16 protein-coding genes are annotated in these 16,950 nt (G+C 71.2%); 8 read left to right on the top strand and 8 right to left on the bottom strand.

Annotation, left to right across the window (positions count from 1 at the left end):
• Positions 1-91 precede the first annotated feature (91 nt).
• Positions 92-976 carry an ABC transporter permease subunit gene (locus tag QQ657_RS23380; RefSeq protein WP_284744351.1) on the bottom strand — a complete coding sequence of 295 codons (885 nt, stop codon included), beginning with the start codon at positions 974-976 and terminating at the stop codon, positions 92-94.
• On the bottom strand, positions 976-1,992 hold the full coding sequence (locus QQ657_RS23375; RefSeq protein ID WP_284744350.1) for an ABC transporter ATP-binding protein: 1,017 nt from the start codon (positions 1,990-1,992) through the stop codon (positions 976-978). The genes QQ657_RS23380 and QQ657_RS23375 overlap by 1 nt, the downstream gene beginning before the upstream one ends.
• Before the next feature lie 479 nt (positions 1,993-2,471).
• Here QQ657_RS23375 and QQ657_RS23370 point away from each other — a divergent pair, with 479 nt between their 5' ends.
• From QQ657_RS23370 to QQ657_RS23360, 3 genes are read left to right on the top strand one after another with little or no spacing between them, the layout of a single operon-like run.
• A complete protein-coding gene (locus QQ657_RS23370) occupies positions 2,472-3,149 on the top strand; it encodes a response regulator transcription factor (protein ID WP_284744349.1) in 678 nt (225 codons plus the stop codon).
• Entirely contained in the window at positions 3,142-4,500 is a 1,359-nt protein-coding gene (locus tag QQ657_RS23365; RefSeq protein ID WP_284744348.1) for a sensor histidine kinase, read from the top strand. The genes QQ657_RS23370 and QQ657_RS23365 overlap by 8 nt, the downstream gene beginning before the upstream one ends.
• A 45-nt stretch (positions 4,501-4,545) precedes the next feature.
• Complete coding sequence (locus QQ657_RS23360) at positions 4,546-5,658, top strand: acyltransferase family protein (RefSeq protein ID WP_284744347.1); 1,113 nt, start codon at positions 4,546-4,548, stop codon at positions 5,656-5,658.
• Between the two features lies 1 nt (position 5,659).
• Here the strand turns inward: QQ657_RS23360 and ald are convergent, their stop codons facing one another.
• A complete protein-coding gene (gene ald, locus QQ657_RS23355; RefSeq protein WP_284744346.1) occupies positions 5,660-6,775 on the bottom strand; it encodes an alanine dehydrogenase in 1,116 nt (371 codons plus the stop codon).
• A gap of 172 nt (positions 6,776-6,947) precedes the next feature.
• Between ald and QQ657_RS23350 the strand changes: the two genes are divergently transcribed.
• Positions 6,948-7,880, top strand: coding sequence for a zinc-binding dehydrogenase (locus QQ657_RS23350; RefSeq protein WP_284744345.1), 933 nt, complete (start codon positions 6,948-6,950; stop codon positions 7,878-7,880).
• Positions 7,881-8,295: 415 nt separating this feature from the next.
• Here the strand turns inward: QQ657_RS23350 and QQ657_RS23345 are convergent, their stop codons facing one another.
• The gene (locus QQ657_RS23345; protein WP_284744344.1) at positions 8,296-9,210 is read right to left on the bottom strand and encodes a zinc metalloprotease; all 915 of its coding nucleotides are present in this window, start codon (positions 9,208-9,210) and stop codon (positions 8,296-8,298) included.
• Between the two features lie 162 nt (positions 9,211-9,372).
• On the bottom strand, positions 9,373-10,923 hold the full coding sequence (locus QQ657_RS23340) for a PucR family transcriptional regulator (RefSeq protein WP_284744343.1): 1,551 nt from the start codon (positions 10,921-10,923) through the stop codon (positions 9,373-9,375).
• A 50-nt stretch (positions 10,924-10,973) separates the two neighbouring features.
• On the opposite strand from QQ657_RS23340, the gene QQ657_RS23335 reads away from it, so the two are divergent.
• Positions 10,974-11,594, top strand: a complete 621-nt coding sequence (locus QQ657_RS23335) for a class I SAM-dependent methyltransferase (RefSeq protein ID WP_284744342.1) — start codon at positions 10,974-10,976, stop codon at positions 11,592-11,594.
• On the opposite strand, the gene QQ657_RS23330 is transcribed toward QQ657_RS23335, so the two are convergent.
• Positions 11,591-12,028: a VOC family protein gene (locus QQ657_RS23330; protein WP_284744341.1), complete on the bottom strand. Its 438-nt coding sequence runs from the start codon at positions 12,026-12,028 to the stop codon at positions 11,591-11,593. The genes QQ657_RS23335 and QQ657_RS23330 overlap by 4 nt on opposite strands.
• The gene (locus QQ657_RS23325) at positions 12,025-12,363 is read right to left on the bottom strand and encodes a PadR family transcriptional regulator (RefSeq protein WP_284744340.1); all 339 of its coding nucleotides are present in this window, start codon (positions 12,361-12,363) and stop codon (positions 12,025-12,027) included. The genes QQ657_RS23330 and QQ657_RS23325 overlap by 4 nt, the downstream gene beginning before the upstream one ends.
• Positions 12,364-12,423: 60 nt before the next feature.
• Between QQ657_RS23325 and QQ657_RS23320 the strand changes: the two genes are divergently transcribed.
• Positions 12,424-12,810, top strand: coding sequence for a VOC family protein (locus QQ657_RS23320; protein WP_284744339.1), 387 nt, complete (start codon positions 12,424-12,426; stop codon positions 12,808-12,810).
• Here QQ657_RS23320 and rdmE read toward each other — a convergent pair.
• The gene (rdmE, locus tag QQ657_RS23315) at positions 12,807-14,345 is read right to left on the bottom strand and encodes an aklavinone 12-hydroxylase RdmE (protein ID WP_284744338.1); all 1,539 of its coding nucleotides are present in this window, start codon (positions 14,343-14,345) and stop codon (positions 12,807-12,809) included. The two genes, QQ657_RS23320 and rdmE, sit on opposite strands and share 4 nt — an antisense overlap.
• Before the next feature lie 165 nt (positions 14,346-14,510).
• Here rdmE and QQ657_RS23310 point away from each other — a divergent pair, with 165 nt between their 5' ends.
• Positions 14,511-15,821: a bifunctional o-acetylhomoserine/o-acetylserine sulfhydrylase gene (locus QQ657_RS23310; RefSeq protein WP_284744337.1), complete on the top strand. Its 1,311-nt coding sequence runs from the start codon at positions 14,511-14,513 to the stop codon at positions 15,819-15,821.
• Positions 15,818-16,936, top strand: coding sequence for a homoserine O-acetyltransferase MetX (metX, locus tag QQ657_RS23305; RefSeq protein WP_284744336.1), 1,119 nt, complete (start codon positions 15,818-15,820; stop codon positions 16,934-16,936). The genes QQ657_RS23310 and metX overlap by 4 nt, the downstream gene beginning before the upstream one ends.
• The last annotated feature ends 14 nt before the right edge of the window (positions 16,937-16,950 follow it).

Genomic DNA, 16,950 nt, shown 5'->3' with positions numbered 1-16,950 from the left:
CGCCACCGACAAAATATTTCCCCGAAAACAGCGACGGCCACCTTGAGTGACTTAGTTAAGTCGCTCAAGGTGGCCGTCACGGACCACGGAACTACGTGATGTCGCGGCGCTGGTTGCCCGCCCAGCCGAGGCCGAAGAAGACCATCGTCCAGGCGAAGAAGATCAACGCCGAAGCCCACCAGGAGAGCACGCCGGGCGCCGCCGCGGTGTACTGCAGCAGCAGCTGCGCCCCCGTGTTGACGTCGTCGGGCAAGTTGAGCGAGTTGAATCCGAACGCGTCCGCGGCGATGCCGCCGACGATGCCGTTCGCGGTGCCGTTCGGCAGGATCCCGCCCAGCAGGGTCGTCTGGCCCCAGAGCAGGATCACCAGCACGTTCTCCACGATCAGGAACCACACCAGGAACAGCACGACCGCCAGCGGCACGCTGCGCAGCACCGCGCCGAACCCGATGCCGAACAACGTCACCAGCACCGAGGCCAGCACCGTCCCGCCGAGCGCGGCCAGCCACTGGCCCGCCGACGGCCAGCGGCCGGAGTCGACCGACGACATGACGGCGATCGCCGAGACCCCGAAGCTGACCAGCCCGTAGATCGCGCCCCACGCGACGTAGGTGAGCATCTTCGCGGCCAGTGCCGTGATCCGGTTCGGCGCGGTCAGGAAGGTCGTCGTGATCGTCTTGCTGCGGTACTCGCCGGCCAGCGCGAAGATGCCGAACAGGCCCGGGACGAGCTGCGCGATGTTCACGCCGTGCGCCAGCGCGAGCAGCCCCACCGGCACCTGGTTCGGGTCCAGGCCGATCAACCGGGTGACCTGCCGGGCGTCGCTGTCCGAGCTCAGGAAGTCCGCGAAGTCGTTGGTGATCTTGCCCCACGCGAACGTCAGCCAGAACGCCACCAGCGCCAGCGGGATCAGCAGCACCCACCACGTCTTCAGCGAGAGCGTCTTGCGGAACTCCGCCTTGATCAGGTTGCCCATCACTGCTGCGGTCCTCCCCAGTACTGCTGCTGTTGCTGCGGGCCCGACGGCGGATACCCCGGCGGCGGTCCCTGGTACTGCGGCTGCTGCTGGTGACCCGGCCCGCCGGTGTACTGACCCTGCGTCAGCTGGAAGAACATCCGCTCCAGGTCGGCGTGGTCCTCCTGCATCCCGTAGACCGCGATACCGGCCTTCGCGGCGATGTCACCGATCTGCTGGACGCTCGACCCGGCGACCGCGACCCGGCCGTCCGGAGTCGGCGAGACGGCGGTGATGCCGTTGTCCTGCAACGCTTTCACCAGCGCGGAGGGATCCGCCGGCTGGACGAGCACCCGCGACTGCTGGCTCTTGCGCAGCTGGTCGAGCGAGCCGTAGTAGCGCGTGACGCCCTGGCTGATGATCACGACCTGGTCGATCAGCTGCTCGACCTCGTTGAGCAGGTGGCTCGACACCAGGACGGTCCGCCGCTGCTCCCGCGCGTACGAGCGCAGGAAGTTCCGCAGCCACAGGATGCCCTCCGGGTCGAGGCCGTTCGTCGGCTCGTCCAGCACCAGCACCTGCGGGTCACCCAGCAACGCCGTCGCCAGCGCGAGCCGCTGCCGCATGCCGAGCGAGAACCCGCCCGCCTTCCGGTCCGCGGCGCTGCCCAGGCCCACCAGGCCGAGCACCTGGTCCGCCCGCTGGTCCGGCACCCCGATGGCCGCCGCGTACACGCGGAGGTGGTTGCGCGCCGTCCGGCTCGGGTGGAAACCCTCGTTCTCCAGCACCGAACCCACCACCCGCGCCGGATTCCCCAGCTGCGAGTGCGGCCGCCCGTTGATCGTCGCCGACCCCGCCGTGGGCGTCACCAGCCCGAGCAGCATCCGCAACGTCGTCGTCTTCCCGGCGCCGTTCGGGCCGAGAAAGCCCGTCACCGAACCCGGTTCGACCGTGAAGCTGAGGTTCTGCACCGCGTTCACCGGACCGAACTGCTTGCTCAGGTTCTGCACCACAATCCGGCCACTGCCGTCGTGCATACCGTCCCCTAACGTTCCCGCTGATGCGGCGTCATCCTGCCCTACCCGCGCCGCCCGCGCGCACGGAACGGCCGAACCCGCCCGAAGCGACGTTCGTCACGTTCCGCTACCGGACGCGGTGGCCGGCCGCGGGCATTGCACGGCTCTGACCTGAGGGTTCGCGGCGGAGTCCATCGCCGGGGCAGATCAACTTGGTAAAGAATTCGCTCGACTTGCCGACCCGGTGCAGCGAAGTCCGGCCCGGACCTCTAAGCTGGGTATCGGCGGCCCGCTCCCAATGACCCCCAGGTTGGTTGAGCGGGTCGCCGCTTACGTTTCGGGCTTCGCTCCTTCACTTCAGCCTCATCTCCCGGGGGCCGAGCCCCCGGACCCCCACGGTGCCTCTGGCTCGGCTTCCAGCGTTGTCCCGTGGCGCCTGGCTCGGCTTCCAGCCATTGTCCGTTGGCGTGGTTGGTGGCGGCTTGTGGCATCGTGGCGCGGTGCGGATCTTGCTCGTGGAAGATGAACGGCGGCTCGCCGAGGCGTTGCGGGCCGGGCTCAGTGCCGAGGGCTATGCCGTCGATGTCGCCCACAACGGGCGGGATGCGCTCTGGCTCGCCACCGAGCACCCCTACTCCGCCATCATCCTCGACATCATGCTGCCCGGCCTGAACGGTTATCGCGTCTGCCGGCGGCTGCGGGACCAGGGCGACTCCACCCCCATCCTCATGCTCACCGCCAAGGACGGCGAGGACGACGAGATCGAGGCCCTCGACACCGGTGCCGACGACTTCCTGCCCAAGCCCTTCTCCTACGGCGTCCTGCTCTCGCGGCTGCGCGCCCTCATCCGGCGCGGCGGCGCCACCCGGCCGGGGGTCCTCAAACTGGGTGATCTCGAGCTCGATCAAGCCGGGCGGACGTGCCGGCGCGGCGGCGCCGACATCACCCTCACCGGCAAGGAGTTCGCCCTCCTCGCCTACCTCATGCAACGGCCCGGGCAGGTCGTCACCAAGGCCGAGCTGCTCGACAACCTCTGGGACTTCGCCGCCTCCGCGACCGCCAACCTGGTCGAGGTCCACGTCAGCGCGCTGCGGCGCAAGATCGACGTGCCCTTCGGCGCCGAGACCATCCGGACGGTCCGCGGCGCCGGCTACCACGTGGTCGGCTCGGGTGCCTAGCTTCCTGCGCTCCACCCGGTTCCGCGTCGCGGTGACCGCCTTCGCCGCCTCGGCGCTCGCGCTCGGGGCCATGTCGGTCTGGTTCGTGGTCCAGGCACAGGACCGCCTCGAAAACGCCGCCACGCAGATCGCCTTTTCCCGCGCCCAAGCGATCGTCCAGCTGCTGAACACCGGCGCCCGCCCCGTCGACCTTTCGCTGCTCGTCCGCGACTCGATCTTCGAGGTCACCGACCGGTCGGGGAACCGGGTGGTGTCCTGCCCGGCGCTGCGCGGGGCCACGCTGGCCGCGTACGACGCCGACGTGACGCTGCCGCCGTACGTGATCGACCGGGCCGATCCCGCGTCCGTCGGGTGCGCCCCCGAGCTGGCCGGCCTCGACGAGTCCCTGACCGTGCACGTCGTCCACGAGGTCAGTGGCGACAGCAAGTACGACGTCTTCGCCGGCGTCGCGATCGACCCCGAAGGCCAGGCCGCCGTCGACTCGGTCCGGACCGTGCTCACCTTCGGCGTCCCCGCGGTCGCACTGCTCATCGGCGTGATCGCGTGGCTCGCCGTCCGCCGGTCGCTGCGCCCGGTCGAGGCCATCCGCGGCGAGGTCGCCGAGATCGGCGCGCACGACCTGAGCCGCCGCGTCCCGGCGCCGCGCACCGGCGACGAGATCGCACGCCTCGCCGGGACGATGAACACGATGCTCGCCCGCCTCGACGAGGCCGTCACGCGCCAGAGCCGGTTCACCTCCGACGCGTCGCACGAGCTGCGCACCCCGCTCGCCTCCCTGCGGACGCAGCTCGAAGTGCTGCTGGCCCACCCCGACCGGCTCGACTGGCGGCACTCCTGCGAGAACGCGCTGCTCGACGTCACCCGGCTGCAGGACCTCGTCGCCGACCTCGTGCTGCTCGGCAAGCTCGACCACGCCGGGCCGGACCGGCTCGAACCGGTGGCTCTGTCCGAAGTGGCCGCCGCCGTCGTCGCGGGACGGGACCGTATCGACGTCGACGTGACCGGGACGCCGGTGGTGCGCGGCCACCGGTCGCGGCTCGAACGGCTCCTGCGCAACCTCGTCGACAACGCCCAGCGGCACGCGGCGTCCCGGGTCGCCGTCGAGGTGTCCGCCGCGGACGGGTGGGCTGTGCTGTCGGTCACCGACGACGGGCCCGGCATCCCGGAAGCGGACCGCGAGCGCGTCTTCGACCGCTTCGTCCGCCTCGACGACGCCCGCGCCAGCGACGACGGCGGATCGGGGCTGGGCCTGGCGATCGTCGCCGACATCGCCCGCGCCCACGGCGGCACGGCCGCGGTCGAAGGCGGCAGCCGGTTCGTGGTCCGGCTCCCGGAGCTGAAGACGTCTTAAGCCCGCTTCAGGCCGGGTTCAGCGTCCAAGATCGACGCTGCGGCCATGATCATCTCCTGGCGGCCGCTCGACCACGCCGAATACCGCTCGTCGTCGTGGTTCCCCGGCCTGACCGGCCTGCGCGCGCTCGCCGCGCTGGCCGTCGTGTTCTTCCACTACGGCGGGCCCGTCGTCGACCGGCTGCAGGGCTGGATCGCCGTCCAGCTGTTCTTCGTGCTGTCCGGCTTCCTGATCACCACGCTGGCGCTGCGCGAAGAGGACCGCACCGGCCGGATCTCGCTGCGCGACTTCTACGTCCGCCGCGTCTTCCGGATCATGCCGGTGTACTTCCTGCTGCTGGGCTTCACAGCGTTGGCCGTGACGCTCGCCGGCGCGTACCAGAGCAGCCGGCTCGGCGACGCGATGCCGTTCTACCTGACCTTCTTCAACGAAGTCGTCGACTACAACACGCCGTACCCGACGTCGTGGTCGCTCGGCGTGGAGGAGAAGTTCTACCTCGTCTGGCCCGCGCTGCTCGTGCTGACGTCGTTCGCGAAGTCCGGGAAGGCCGCGCTGCGCCTGCTGATCGGCGCGGGCGCGGTGGGCTTCGTGCTCGGCGTGCTGCCGCTGGCGCCGGCACACCAGTGGGCGAGCCTGTCGGTGCACTACGGCTCGCTGGTCGTCGGCTGCCTGCTCGCGCTGGCGCTGCACCACCCGCGCGGGTTCGCGGTGCTGCGGCCGCTGACCAGCCCGGCCGCGGCGGTGCTGGTCGCGCTGGGGTTCTGCGTGCTGCAGCTGTCGGTCAAGCCGCTGGGGCAGGCGCTCGGCGGGAACTGGCAGTTCGTCGTCCCGATCTACGCGGTGGGCGCGGCGCTGCTGCTCGTGGCGGTGATCGCGCAAGGGCCGGTGCGGCGGCTGCTCGCGAGCCGTCCGTTCACGTACATCGGTGACCGGTCCTACGCGCTCTACCTGGCGCAGACCGGAGCCGCGGGCGTGACCGGGCTCTTGCTACCGACGGGCCTGCTCAAGGCCGCCGCGACCGCCGCCGTCGCACTGCTCTTCGCCTGCGGCCTGCGGCGGTGGGTGGAGCTTCCCGCGATCGCCGTCGGCCGTCGGCTGGTGGCGAAAGAGGAGCGAGCCCCTGCCGCAGAACGACAGGGGCCCGCTCGGGTCAGGTAGGTCAGGCGAGGACGGTCTCCAGCGCCGTGTGGGGCAGGTCGTGGGCCACCGCGACCGGGCCGTTCGTCAGGGCGCCCGCGTGCGTGTTGAGGCCCTTCGCCAACGCGGCGTCCGCCTGCAGCGCGGCCTTCCAGCCGTGCTCGGCGAGCTGGACCGCGTAGGGCAGCGTGACGTTCGTGAGGCCGTAGGTCGACGTCCGTGGCACCGCGCCCGGCATGTTCGCGACGCAGTAGAAGACGGACTCGTGCACGGTGTAGGTCGGGTCGTCGTGCGTGGTCGGGCGCGAGTCGGCGAAGCAGCCGCCCTGGTCGATCGCGATGTCGACGAGCACGCTGCCGGCCTTCATGCGGGCCACCAGGTCGTTCGAGACCAGCTTCGGCGCCTTGGCGCCCGGGACCAGCACCGCGCCGATGACCATGTCGGCCTGCAGCACGGACTCCTCGACCGACAGGCGGTTCGACGTCACCGTGCGGATGCGGCCGCCGAAGTCGTTGTCGATCTGGCGGAGGCGGTCGACGTTGGTGTCCAGGATCTCGACGTCCGAGCCGAGGCCCAACGCGACGCGGGCCGCGTTGATGCCCGCCACGCCGCCGCCGATGACAACGACGCGCGCCGGGTGGACGCCGGGGATGCCGCCGGGCAGCACGCCGCGGCCGCCGCTCGGCTTCATCAGCGAGAACGCGCCGACCTGCGGGGCCAGCCGGCCCGCGACCTCGGACATCGGGGCGAGCAGCGGCAGCGCGCCGTTGGCGGTCTGCACGGTCTCGTAGGCGATCGCGGTGGTGCCGGCGGCCAGCAGCGCGTCGGTCAGCGGCCGGTCGGCGGCGATGTGCAGGTAGGTGAACAGCACCTGGTCGGCACGCAGCCGGGGGTACTCCTCGGCGATCGGCTCCTTGACCTTGAGGACCAGCTCGCCCTGCGCCCACGTCTCGTCGGCGGTGGCGAGGATCTTCGCGCCGGCGGCGACGTACTCGTCGTCGGAGATGGACGAACCGACCCCGGCGCCCGTCTCGACGAAGACGTCGTGCCCGCGCCCGACCAGCTCGTGCACCCCCGCGGGGGTCAGCGCGACCCGGTACTCGTGCTTCTTGATTTCACGGGGAACGGCGATACGCACGGTCGGCCTCCTGGGTCGGTCTGCGTCCGGATTCGGTGCGGTGGTGCCACTCACGGTGAACCACCCGGACGGCGGTGTCATCGTGCTGGGCGAACATTTCTTCGAAGCATTCGTGGTGCTGAGCGGACAAGACCGTTGACCTCGACCTCGCTGGAGGTTGCAGCGTGCACGCATGAGAGCTGTGTGGTTGCGGGAGTTCGGCGGGCCGGAAGCGCTGGAGCCGGGGGAGGCGCCGGACCCGGTCCCCGGGCCCGGGCAGGTGCTGGTCGAGGTGGCGTTCGCGAACATCACCTTCGTCGAGACCCAGGTGCGGGCCGGGACGGGACCGTTCCGTCCGGTGTTACCGGTCGTCCCCGGCAACGGCGTCGGCGGCGTGATCAGCGCGGTCGGAGAGGGTGTGGACCCGGGGCTCGCGGGACAGCGGGTGGTGACCTCGACCGGCGGTTCGGGCGGGTACGCCCAGCGCGTCGCGGTGGACGCGGCGGCGGTGTTCGAGGTCCCGGACGCACTGGCGCTCGACGCGGCGGTGGCGCTGCTCGCGGACGGCCGCACCGCGACGGGTCTGGTCTATGCCACCGGGGTGCGGCCGGGCGATCGAGTCCTGGTCGAGGCGGCTGCGGGCGGCGTCGGCGGCCTGCTGGTCCAGCTGGCGAAGGCCGCGGGCGCGTCGGTGGTCGCCGCGGCGGGCGGGCCGGCGAAGGTGGCTTCGGTGGTGGGCGCCGACGTCGTCGTCGACTATCTGCGGCCGGACTGGGCATCTGAGGCGGGCGAGGTCGACGTGGTCTTCGACGGCGTGGGCGGAGCGATCGGCACGGCGGCGTTCGGACTGCTGCGCCCGGGCGGCCGGATGGCGGTGTACGGCCTGGCGGGCGGTTCGTGGGCGGAAGTGTCCGAAGAGGACGCTGCCGCGCGCGGGGTTTCACTGGTGCGCTCGATCGGGAGCCCGGCGGAGATGCGGGGATTCACGGAGTCGGCGTTGTCCGAAGCCGCGGCAGGACATCTGGTGCCGGTGATCGGCCAGCGCTTCCCACTGGAGAAAGCCGCGGACGCCCACGCGGCGATGGAATCCCGCACCACGGTGGGCAAGACGCTGCTGGTCGCATGAGCGGTTCCGACGAGGTTCCTGCGTGGCCGTCCACCGCTCGGGAGCGGAAGTTCTCGCCGGGGTCGCGGGCCGCCGGAGCCGGAACGCCGCGCCCCACCCATCCCTGGGGGACGAGCCCCGCTCAGTCTATCGCCGGTTGCCGACAGTTCGGCCGATGCGCGGGGGTCGGGAAAGAATCCGTCCACATTCGTCGAGGGCTGTGGACAGCGCAGTTCGCCGAGGGCGCGGCAGCTCTGCCGAGTGTCGCAAAAGCGTCGACGTAGAACGCCGGGGCCGCGCGTACCTGCGCGAAAACCTGGCCACGCACCGGGTGCGCTTGCGCCCAAGCCCCTCGTGGCAGACCTCAGCTACCAGGTGCCATGAAGGGCACCCTCATGGACATAAGAGCCATGAGGGTGCCCTTCATGGAAAACGGTCAGGCGCGGTAAGCCGACCAGGAGCTGTTCATCCGCGTGGCCTGGCCCGCGGTGAACTCGTACATGCAGCCGTCGTAGCTGTAGTCCATGAAGTTGTGGATCGGGTCGTTGCCCGCCGCCGAGCAGGTGTTCTTGCTCGCCGGGCAGCCGGATGTCGCCGTCGCCTCGGCCGGGGTGTCCGAGACGTAGTCGCCCGAACCGGAGCAGCCGCCCTGGAACGTGTGGTACAGCCCCATCCAGTGGCCGACCTCGTGGGTGGCCGTGTCGCCCTCGTTGTAGTTCGTCGCCGAGCGGCCCGGGAGGGACTCGTCGAGGATCACCACGCCGTCCAGCTTCGGCTGCGAGCTGTAGTTCGAGGGGAACGTCGCCCAGCCGAGCAGGTCGTCACCGAGGTTGGCGGTGTAGATGTTCAGCGCGTTCTTGCCGCCCTTGCGCAGCGCGTTCTTCATGTTGCGCTCGGCGGACGTGCCGTCGGTGATGCCGTTGTACCAGGTGGAGTTGTTCGTGTAGTCCGTGCTCGCCAGCGAGAAGCTGAAGCCGCTGGAGGCGTACGCGCTGTTGAGCACCGAGATCTGCTTGGTGATCGTCGCGGCCGGCAGGTTGCCGGTCGAGCCGCTGGTGATCACGTGGAAGTAGACCGGGATCGACACCGCCGCCGCGGCCTTCAGCGTGCTGCGCTTGCCGGCGAGCTTGCTCTGCAGGTCCGCGTCCATGCGGGCCGCTTCGGCGGGCGACAGGCTGTCGGCGTGGCCGTCCTTGCTGCGATCCGCGCTCTGGGTCGGGGTGAAGCAGTCGCCGGCGGGCGCGGCTACCGCGCTCCCGGTCGTGGTGCCCGGGACGACCAGGGCGACCAGCGAGAGCGCGGACACCGCACCCAGCTTGACGGCCCTGCGAAACCGCTCCGAACTGCTCATGGCCACTCCTCTGCGACGACCCGGCTACCCCGGGTGCTGCGAAGAAGGTGCGTCAGGCGGTCACCGGAATCCACCATCTTTCGGCTGGAAAAGACAATCGGAACGTTCGGCGCGATCCATGCGGAGTAGTGCATAGGTCTCGGAATGGGCCGAATGGCGCAGTCAGCTCCAGCGCAGCGCGACGAGCTGGGTGATCAGGGCCAGCCGGACGTCGGGGTCGTCGAGGTCCAGCGGCACCAGCTCCAGGAGCTTGCGCATGCGATACCGCAGGGTGTTGGGGTGGATCCGCAGCTCGCGCGCCGCCGCGCGCGGGTCGCCGGGGTGACGCAGCCACTCGTAGAGCGTCTCGACGTAGCCGGCCTTGCTCGTCTCGTCGTGCGTGCGCAGGGCACCCAGCGGGCCGAGCTCCGCGACTTTCGCCCCGGCCGCCGCCGTCGCGCCGCGGTGCAGCGTCAGTACCGTCCAGGCTTCGTCGAAGGTGATCACGCGCTCGTCGAGGAGCTCGGCGCGCAGCAGCCCGAGGGCTTCGTCGGCCTGGTGACGGGAGGCCGAGAGGTCGCCGATCTCGCCCGGGGCGCCGGCCGCGGCCCGCGGGGCACCGCTGCGACGAGACGGTCCCGTCGCGACGAGCGCGTCGCGTAGTTCCTCCCAGCCGCCGGGGCCCGGCCGGTCGGGGACCACGGCGTAGAGCAGCCCGCCCAGCTCGGTCGCCACCGGACGGCGCCCGATGCCCTGGGAGATCCGCTCCAGCAGGGCGAGCCGCAGGCCCTCGGCGTCCCGGCCGTCGCCGCCGGTGACCTCGATGACGACCACGCGGTGCGGCTCGTCGGACAGGTCCAGCTCGGCCATCGCCTTGCGCGGGTTCGCCCGGCCTTCGAGCACCCCGCGCAGCAGTTCGGCCGACGCGCGGCGCTGCGCGTCGGTGTGCGCGCGGCGGCGCAGCAGGTGCAGCGCGACGACCGGGGCGGCGTCGGCGAACGCGGCCGCGCGCTCGTCGGACACCGGCCCGGCGACGACCGCCCACATCGAGCCGAGCAGCTCGCCGCCCATCCGGATCGGCACGATCAGCCGCGGCAGCGTGCCGTCGCGCTGGGCGGGGACGAAGATCGTCTGCCGCCCGCGTGACAGCTCGCGGAAGACCCCGCGCGAGCGGAACCGCGCGAGGACGTCGTCGGGGATGCGCCGGCCCATGATCGTGGCGACGCGGGCGGGGTCGGTGAGGTCCTGGCGCGCGGAGTAGGCGAGCACGCGGGAGTTGGTGTCCTCGATGGTCACCGGGGCGTCGACGACGGACGCGACGGCGTCGGCGAGCCGGAAGAGGTCGCCGGAGCCGGGATCGAGGTCCTCGGACTCGTCGGCGAGTGCGTCGAGGACGGTCCGCAGCAGCCACACGAGCTGCGCCCACGACGTCGCGGCGTGCACCTGGACGAGCGCGACCCCGCTGGCCTTAGCGGCGCGCTTGACGGCGGGCTTCGCGGCGAGCGGCGGCTTGAGCAACACGGCGGCGGCGCCCTGTTCGGCACTCCGTTTCACCAGCTCGGCGGCATCTTCGGGCCCGGAGGTGGCGACTCCGAGCACGAGATCCCCGGCGGCAACGGCTCCGCCGGGTTCGGCGATGACGACGTCGGCGACGGCAGGGGAGTCGTCAGGCACCTGGAGCGCGTGGAGCAGCGTCGGCCCCACCCGGTCGACCACGCTGCGCACCGACACCACGGGCTTATTCTGGCCGAGAAACCCCTGGACGGCTCGGTAGGGTCGGACGGGTGAGCGACGCGCGGCGGATCGTCGAATCCGGCTACGACAGCTCGGCCGAGCGGTACCTCGAGTGGAGCGCGCGGATCGCGGACGATCCCCGGCTGCGGTTCCTGGGGGAGCTGACCGGCCGGCTCGACGACGGCGCCGAAGTGCTCGACCTCGGTTGCGGCGCGGGTGTGCCGTGCACGGCGTTGCTCGCCGAGCGCCACGACGTCCTCGGCGTCGACCTCTCCGCGGCGCAACTCGACCTCGCGCGACGCAACGTCCCCGGCGCGCGGTTCGAGAAGGCCGACATGGCCGAGGTGTCCTTTCCGGACGGCAGCTTCGACGCCGTCACGGCGTTTTACTCGGTGCTGCATGTGCCCCGCGAGGAGCAGGGTGCGCTGTTCGCGCGGATCGCGCGCTGGCTGCGGCCCGGCGGCTGGTTCCTGGCCGCTCTCGGGTGCAGTGAGGCGAACGGCGTGGAGGACGACTGGCTCGGCACGCCCATGTTCTTCAGCTCCCACAGCGCGGCAGCGAACCGGCGGCTGCTCGAAGCGGCCGGCTTCACCCTGGTCGTCGATGAGCCCGTGACCATGCACGAACCCGAAGGCGCAGCGACCTTCCACTGGGTCCTCGCGCGCCGCTAGACCTCGTGCGGCTTGCGGGCGTCGATGTCCTCCGGGGTGTACTGCTCGCGTTTGGTGGTGAGCGCCCAGCGGTGCCCGTCCGGGTCGACGACCCGGCCGTACCGCTCGCCGAAGAACATCTCCGTCACCGGCGCCTCCACCGTCGCCCCCGCGAAGACCGCCCGTCGCGCGAGGTCGTCCGGGTCGGGGGTCTCCAGCGTCAGCAGCAGCGGGGTCCCGCCGATCGTCGACGGTGCCAGCGCGTCCAGTGACGCGATTTCCTGGCTCACGAGCAGCCGTGCGTCGCCGACCGCCAGCTCCACGAACAGCACCGTGCCGTCCGGCAGAACCGTGCGGAACAGCTCCACCGCGCCGAACGCCTTGCCGTAGAAGGAAAGCGCCGTCTCGACGTCCTTCACGAACAGATGCGGCACCAGGCCGAGCGGGCGGCTCACGCCGACTCCGGGCGGGCCAGCAGATCGGCGTCGCCGGCCGCCGCGACCAGCCGGCGCAGGAGCGAAGCTTCGCGTGACGCGGCTTCGCGGCCGGCCGGCGTGATGCGGTAGTAGCGGCGCCGCGAGTCTTCGCCGGGGAGTTCCTCGGCCAGACCGTCGGCGGCCAGCCGGGTCAGCGTCCGGTAGAGCGTCCCCGGTCCGAGCTGGACTTCGCCGCCCGTGACCTCGGCGACGAACCCCATGATCCCGTAGCCGTGCGCGCGGCCGCCCGGCCCGGCGGCCAGGGCCAGGAGCACCTGGAAAGCCGCGGGGGTGAGCGGGTTGCCGTCGGCCATGGGCGCAGCCTACACTCCGCCCTGGTTATATCCACCGTGGATATATAGAGAGGCGGGGTCATGCCCATCCAAGGGGTCAGCAAGGTCGTCGTCGGGGTCGAGGACCAGGCGCGCGCGAAGAAGTTCTGGTCCGAAGTGGCCGGGTTCGCCGTGACGACCGACGTGCCCTACGACGACCAGGGCCGGCGGTGGGTCGAGGTCACCGCGCCGAACGGGACGATCCTCGTGCTCAGCGAGTCGCCCGAGGATCGCCGCCGCTTCGGCGAGAACGACCGGCTGCCGACGTCGAACTTCTTCTTCCACGCCGACGACATCGAGAAGACGTACGAGGAGCTGTCGGCGAAGGGCGTGGAGTTCCCCGCGAAGCCGGAGAAGCAGCCGTGGGGCTGGTGGTCGATGTTCGTCGACTCCGAGGGGAACCGCTTCGCGCTGCAGCAGCGCGACTAGCGCGAAAGGACCGCGGTCAGGACCCGCCACAGCTCGCCGGCCGGGTCCTCGACCGGTCCCTGGGAACGCCACGCCACGATGCCGTCCGGACGCACGAGTGACGCACCGCCCGTCGAAAGGCCGTAGCGCGTATCGATGTTGTCGAGCGCGTGGCACTCCAGGCGGATGCCGGTTTCCGCCGCGACGTCGGACGCGGCGTGTTCCCAGCCCTCGCCGGCGCACAGCAGCACCCACGAGTGCCCCAGAAGGTCCACAGTGGACGCCGTGCCGGGCGCCCGGAACCCCGGCCGTCCGGTCGGCGCGTGGATGTCCTCGACGCGCGAGCCGTCGTCCGGCTCTTCGGAAAGCACCGCCGTCGAGCGGTAGCGGAACCCGAGGATGGCGTTCAGCATGTCCACCGGCTCGGTGATCCCCGAGACGTCGAGATCGGGGTGCATCCGCTGCTTCATGTTGTGCAGCGACGTGTCGATGATCATCCGCGCGATCGGGCGCCGCTCGGCCTCGTACGTGTCGAGCAGCGCCGGACCCGCTTCGCCGCGCAGCACCGCGGCGAGCTTCCACGCGAGGTCCGCGCCGTCGCCGACCGCCGTGTTGCCGCCCTGACCGCCGGTCGGCGGTGTCACCTTCGCCGCGTCGCCGACCAGGAACACCCGCCCGGAGCGGAAGCGGTCGGCCAGCCGGGCGGCGATCTCCCACGAGCCCGTCCAGACGATCTCCGGCTCCAAGTCGGGCAGATCCGTGGCCGCGCGGATCATCGACACCAGCCGGTCGTGGCCGAAGTCGGCCGGGCTCTCGCCGCGGTCCGGGAAGTAGTCCGGCGCGAAGACGTACCGGTTCGGGACGTCGGTGTTGACCAGCCCGGCCGTGAAGTCGCCGTGCTGCAGGTAGAACAGGTCAGTCACGCCGGCCTGCACGCGGTCGCCGAGGTCGGCGTCGAACACGACGCCGAGGCAGTGGCTCAGCGCGTCCATCCCGGTCGTCCCGATGCCCAGCCGCCCCCGGATGCCGCTGCGTCCGCCGTCGGCCGCGACGACGTAGTCCGCGCGCACCACCTTCTCCTCGCCCGAGTCGCGGTGCCGCAGCGTCGCGGTGACGCCGTCGTCGTCCTGCGCCAGCTCGACGAGCTCGGTCCGGAACCGGACCTGTGCGCCGGCCTTCTCCGCGTGCGCCAGCAAGATCGGCTCGACGACGTCCTGGCCGGCCATGCCGGTGGGCATCGTCGTCGACGCCGAGACGTCGAACTCGCTGCCGTCCTCCATGAGCCGGTGCAGGACGCGGCCGGCCAGGCTGGTCGCGACGGTGATCCGCAGCCCCTGCGACGCTCGCGGGCTCACTTCCAGGACCTCGCGGTCGATTCCTGCCCAGTGGAACAGTTCCATCGTGCGCCAGTTCTGCCCGGCGGCCCGGGAGTGGACCGACGTCCCGGCGTGCCGTTCGACCGTCAGGACGTCCACTCCCTCCCTCGCCAAGAACAGCGACGCCGACAGTCCGCCCAGTCCGGCCCCCACGACCAGCACCTGCACCCGCTCCATCATGATTTCCTCCCAGTTCGTAAATCTCTCTGCGTGAATATCTTAGACACAGAGATATCTCTGAGGCAAGGGGCGTAGGCTCCCAGGAGGTGGGAACGGTTGGGTACTCCGTTCGGCCCAAGTAGCTTCGGACTCCAGCGATCCCCCTTGAGCCGCAAGGAGAAACCCATGAGCGCGGACGACACCTCGGCGTGGTCCTTCGAGACCAGGCAGATCCACGCGGGCGCCGCGCCGGATCCGGCGACCGGCGCGCGGGCGACGCCGATCTACCAGACGACGTCGTACGTCTTCCGCGACAGCCAGCACGGCGCCGACCTGTTCAGCCTCGCCGAGCCCGGCAACATCTACACGCGGATCATGAACCCGACGCAGGACGTGCTGGAGCAGCGCGTCGCGTCGCTCGAAGGGGGCGTCGCGGCGCTGGCGTTCGCGTCCGGCTCGGCCGCGACGACCGCGGCGATCCTGAACCTCGTGGGCGCGGGCGACCACTTCGTGTCGAGCCAGTCGCTTTATGGCGGCACCTACAACCTCTTCCACTACACGCTGCCGAAGCTCGGCATCGAGGTCACGTTCATCGACGACCAGGACGACCTCGAGCAGTGGCGCGCCGCCGTCCGGCCGAACACGAAGTTCTTTTTCGCCGAGACACTCGCGAATCCGGGTAGCAATGTTCTCGACATCCGCGGCGTCGCCGACACCGCGCACGAAGCCGGCGTCCCGCTGCTGGTCGACAACACGATCCCCACGCCGTACCTGGTGCGCCCGATCGAGCACGGCGCCGACGTCGTGATCCACTCGGCCACCAAGTACCTCGGCGGCCACGGCACGACGATCGCCGGCGTCCTGGTCGACGGCGGCACGTTCGACTTCGGCAAGGACCCGGGGCGGTTCCCCGGCTTCACCGAGCCGGACCCGAGCTACCACGGCCTGAAGTACTGGGAGGCGCTCGGCCCGGGCGCGTTCGCGGCGAAGGCGCGCGTGCAGCTCCTGCGCGACACCGGCGCGGCGATCGCCCCGCTGAACAGTTTCCTGATCCTGCAGGGCATCGAGACGCTGTCGCTGCGCATCGAGCGCCACGTCTCGAACGCGCAGGCGCTCGCCGAGTGGCTCGAGCAGCGTGACGAGGTCGAGAAGGTGTACTACGCCGGCCTGCCGTCCAGCCCGTTCTACGAGGCCGGGCAGAAGTACCTGCCGCGCGGCGCGGGCGCGGTCCTGTCGTTCGACCTGCGCGGCGGCGTAGAGGCGGGCCGGAAGTTCGTCGACGGGACCGAGCTGCACAGCCAGCTGGTGAACCTCGGCGACGTCCGCAGCCTGATCGTCCACCCGGCGTCGACCACCCACAGTCAGCTCTCGGCGGAGGAACAGCTCGCCAGCGGCGTGACGCCGGGCCTGGTCCGGATCGCCGTCGGGCTGGAAGGGATCGAGGACCTCAAGGCCGACCTGGAGGCCGGATTCCGGGCGGCCAAGGCGGAACTGTGACGGCTGGGCCCGTCACCGGCGCCTGGCGGATCGGTGATCCGCCGGGGCGCCGGAAGTTCGTCACCGGCCCTGGCGCGCTCGCGCTCGAGGCCGGTGGCGTGCTGCCCGCCTTTTCCCTCGCCTACGAAACCTGGGGGACGCTGAACTCCGACGCGTCCAACGCGGTCCTCGTCGAGCACGCGCTGACCGGCGACAGCCACGCGGCCGGGCCGCTCGAGCCGGGGCATCCCAGCGCGGGCTGGTGGGACGGGCTGATCGGGCCCGGGAAAGCCCTGGACACCGACGAGTTCTTCGTCGTGGTCCCGAACGTGCTCGGCGGCTGCCAGGGATCCACGGGCCCGTCGTCCCCGGATCCCGGCGGAACGCCTTGGGGCAGCCGGTTTCCGGTCGTGACGGTGCGGGACCAGGTGGCGTCGGAGGCGATCCTGGCCGACCACCTGGGCATCACCCGCTGGGCGGCCGTCGTCGGCGGGTCCATGGGCGGGATGCGCGCGCTGGAGTGGGCGGTGACGCTGCCCGCGCGGGTGGCGTCGGTGCTGGTGCTGGCGTCGACGGCGCGGGCGTCGGCCGAGCAGATCGCCTGGGCCGCGCCGCAGCTGCACGCGATCCGCAGCGACCCGTTCTTCCACGGCGGCGACTACTATTCGGCGCCGGAGGGCCCGTTTCGCGGACTCGGCATCGCGCGTCGGATCGCGCACGTGACCTACCGCAGCGAGCCGGAGCTGGCCCAGCGGTTCGGCCGGGAGTACCAGGGTTCGGAGGATCCCTTGCGGCGCGGGCGGTTCGCCGTCGAGTCCTATTTGGACCACCATGCGGACAAGCTGGTCCACCGGTTCGACGCGAACAGCTACGCGGTGCTGACGGAGTCGATGAACACCCACGACGTAGGCCGTGATCGCGGCGGCGTCGCGGCGGCCTTGGGCCGGGTGACGGCCCGCGCGGTGATCGGCGGGGTGGACAGCGACCGGCTCTACCCGCTGTACCAGTCGGCGGAGCTCGCCGCGGGGATCCCGGGAACGTCGGAGCCGTCGGTGGTTTCCTCGCCCTACGGCCACGACTCGTTCCTCATCGAGACCGGGCAGATCGCGGCGTTGACGAAGGCGCTGCTGGGTTAGTACGCCCGCGGACG

Source organism: Amycolatopsis ponsaeliensis (genome assembly GCF_030182635.1).
Lineage (GTDB): Bacteria > Actinomycetota > Actinomycetes > Mycobacteriales > Pseudonocardiaceae > Amycolatopsis > Amycolatopsis ponsaeliensis.
The sequence above is the reverse complement of the archived record's forward strand: the minus strand, read 5'-3'. Positions and strand labels throughout refer to the sequence as shown.

What these genes read in the sequence shown, in the direction of transcription:
- QQ657_RS23380 (WP_284744351.1), bottom strand. Translation starts at nt 976, where the DNA reads ATGGGCAACCTGATCAAGGCGGAGTTCCGCAAGACGCTCTCGCTGAAG.
- QQ657_RS23375 (WP_284744350.1), bottom strand. Translation starts at nt 1,992, where the DNA reads ATGCACGACGGCAGTGGCCGGATTGTGGTGCAGAACCTGAGCAAGCAG.
- QQ657_RS23360 (WP_284744347.1), top strand. Translation starts at nt 4,546, where the DNA reads ATGATCATCTCCTGGCGGCCGCTCGACCACGCCGAATACCGCTCGTCG.
- QQ657_RS23350 (WP_284744345.1), top strand. Translation starts at nt 6,948, where the DNA reads ATGAGAGCTGTGTGGTTGCGGGAGTTCGGCGGGCCGGAAGCGCTGGAG.
- QQ657_RS23345 (WP_284744344.1), bottom strand. Translation starts at nt 9,210, where the DNA reads ATGAGCAGTTCGGAGCGGTTTCGCAGGGCCGTCAAGCTGGGTGCGGTG.
- QQ657_RS23325 (WP_284744340.1), bottom strand. Translation starts at nt 12,363, where the DNA reads ATGGCCGACGGCAACCCGCTCACCCCCGCGGCTTTCCAGGTGCTCCTG.
- QQ657_RS23320 (WP_284744339.1), top strand. Translation starts at nt 12,424, where the DNA reads ATGCCCATCCAAGGGGTCAGCAAGGTCGTCGTCGGGGTCGAGGACCAG.
- rdmE (WP_284744338.1), bottom strand. Translation starts at nt 14,345, where the DNA reads ATGATGGAGCGGGTGCAGGTGCTGGTCGTGGGGGCCGGACTGGGCGGA.
- QQ657_RS23310 (WP_284744337.1), top strand. Translation starts at nt 14,511, where the DNA reads ATGAGCGCGGACGACACCTCGGCGTGGTCCTTCGAGACCAGGCAGATC.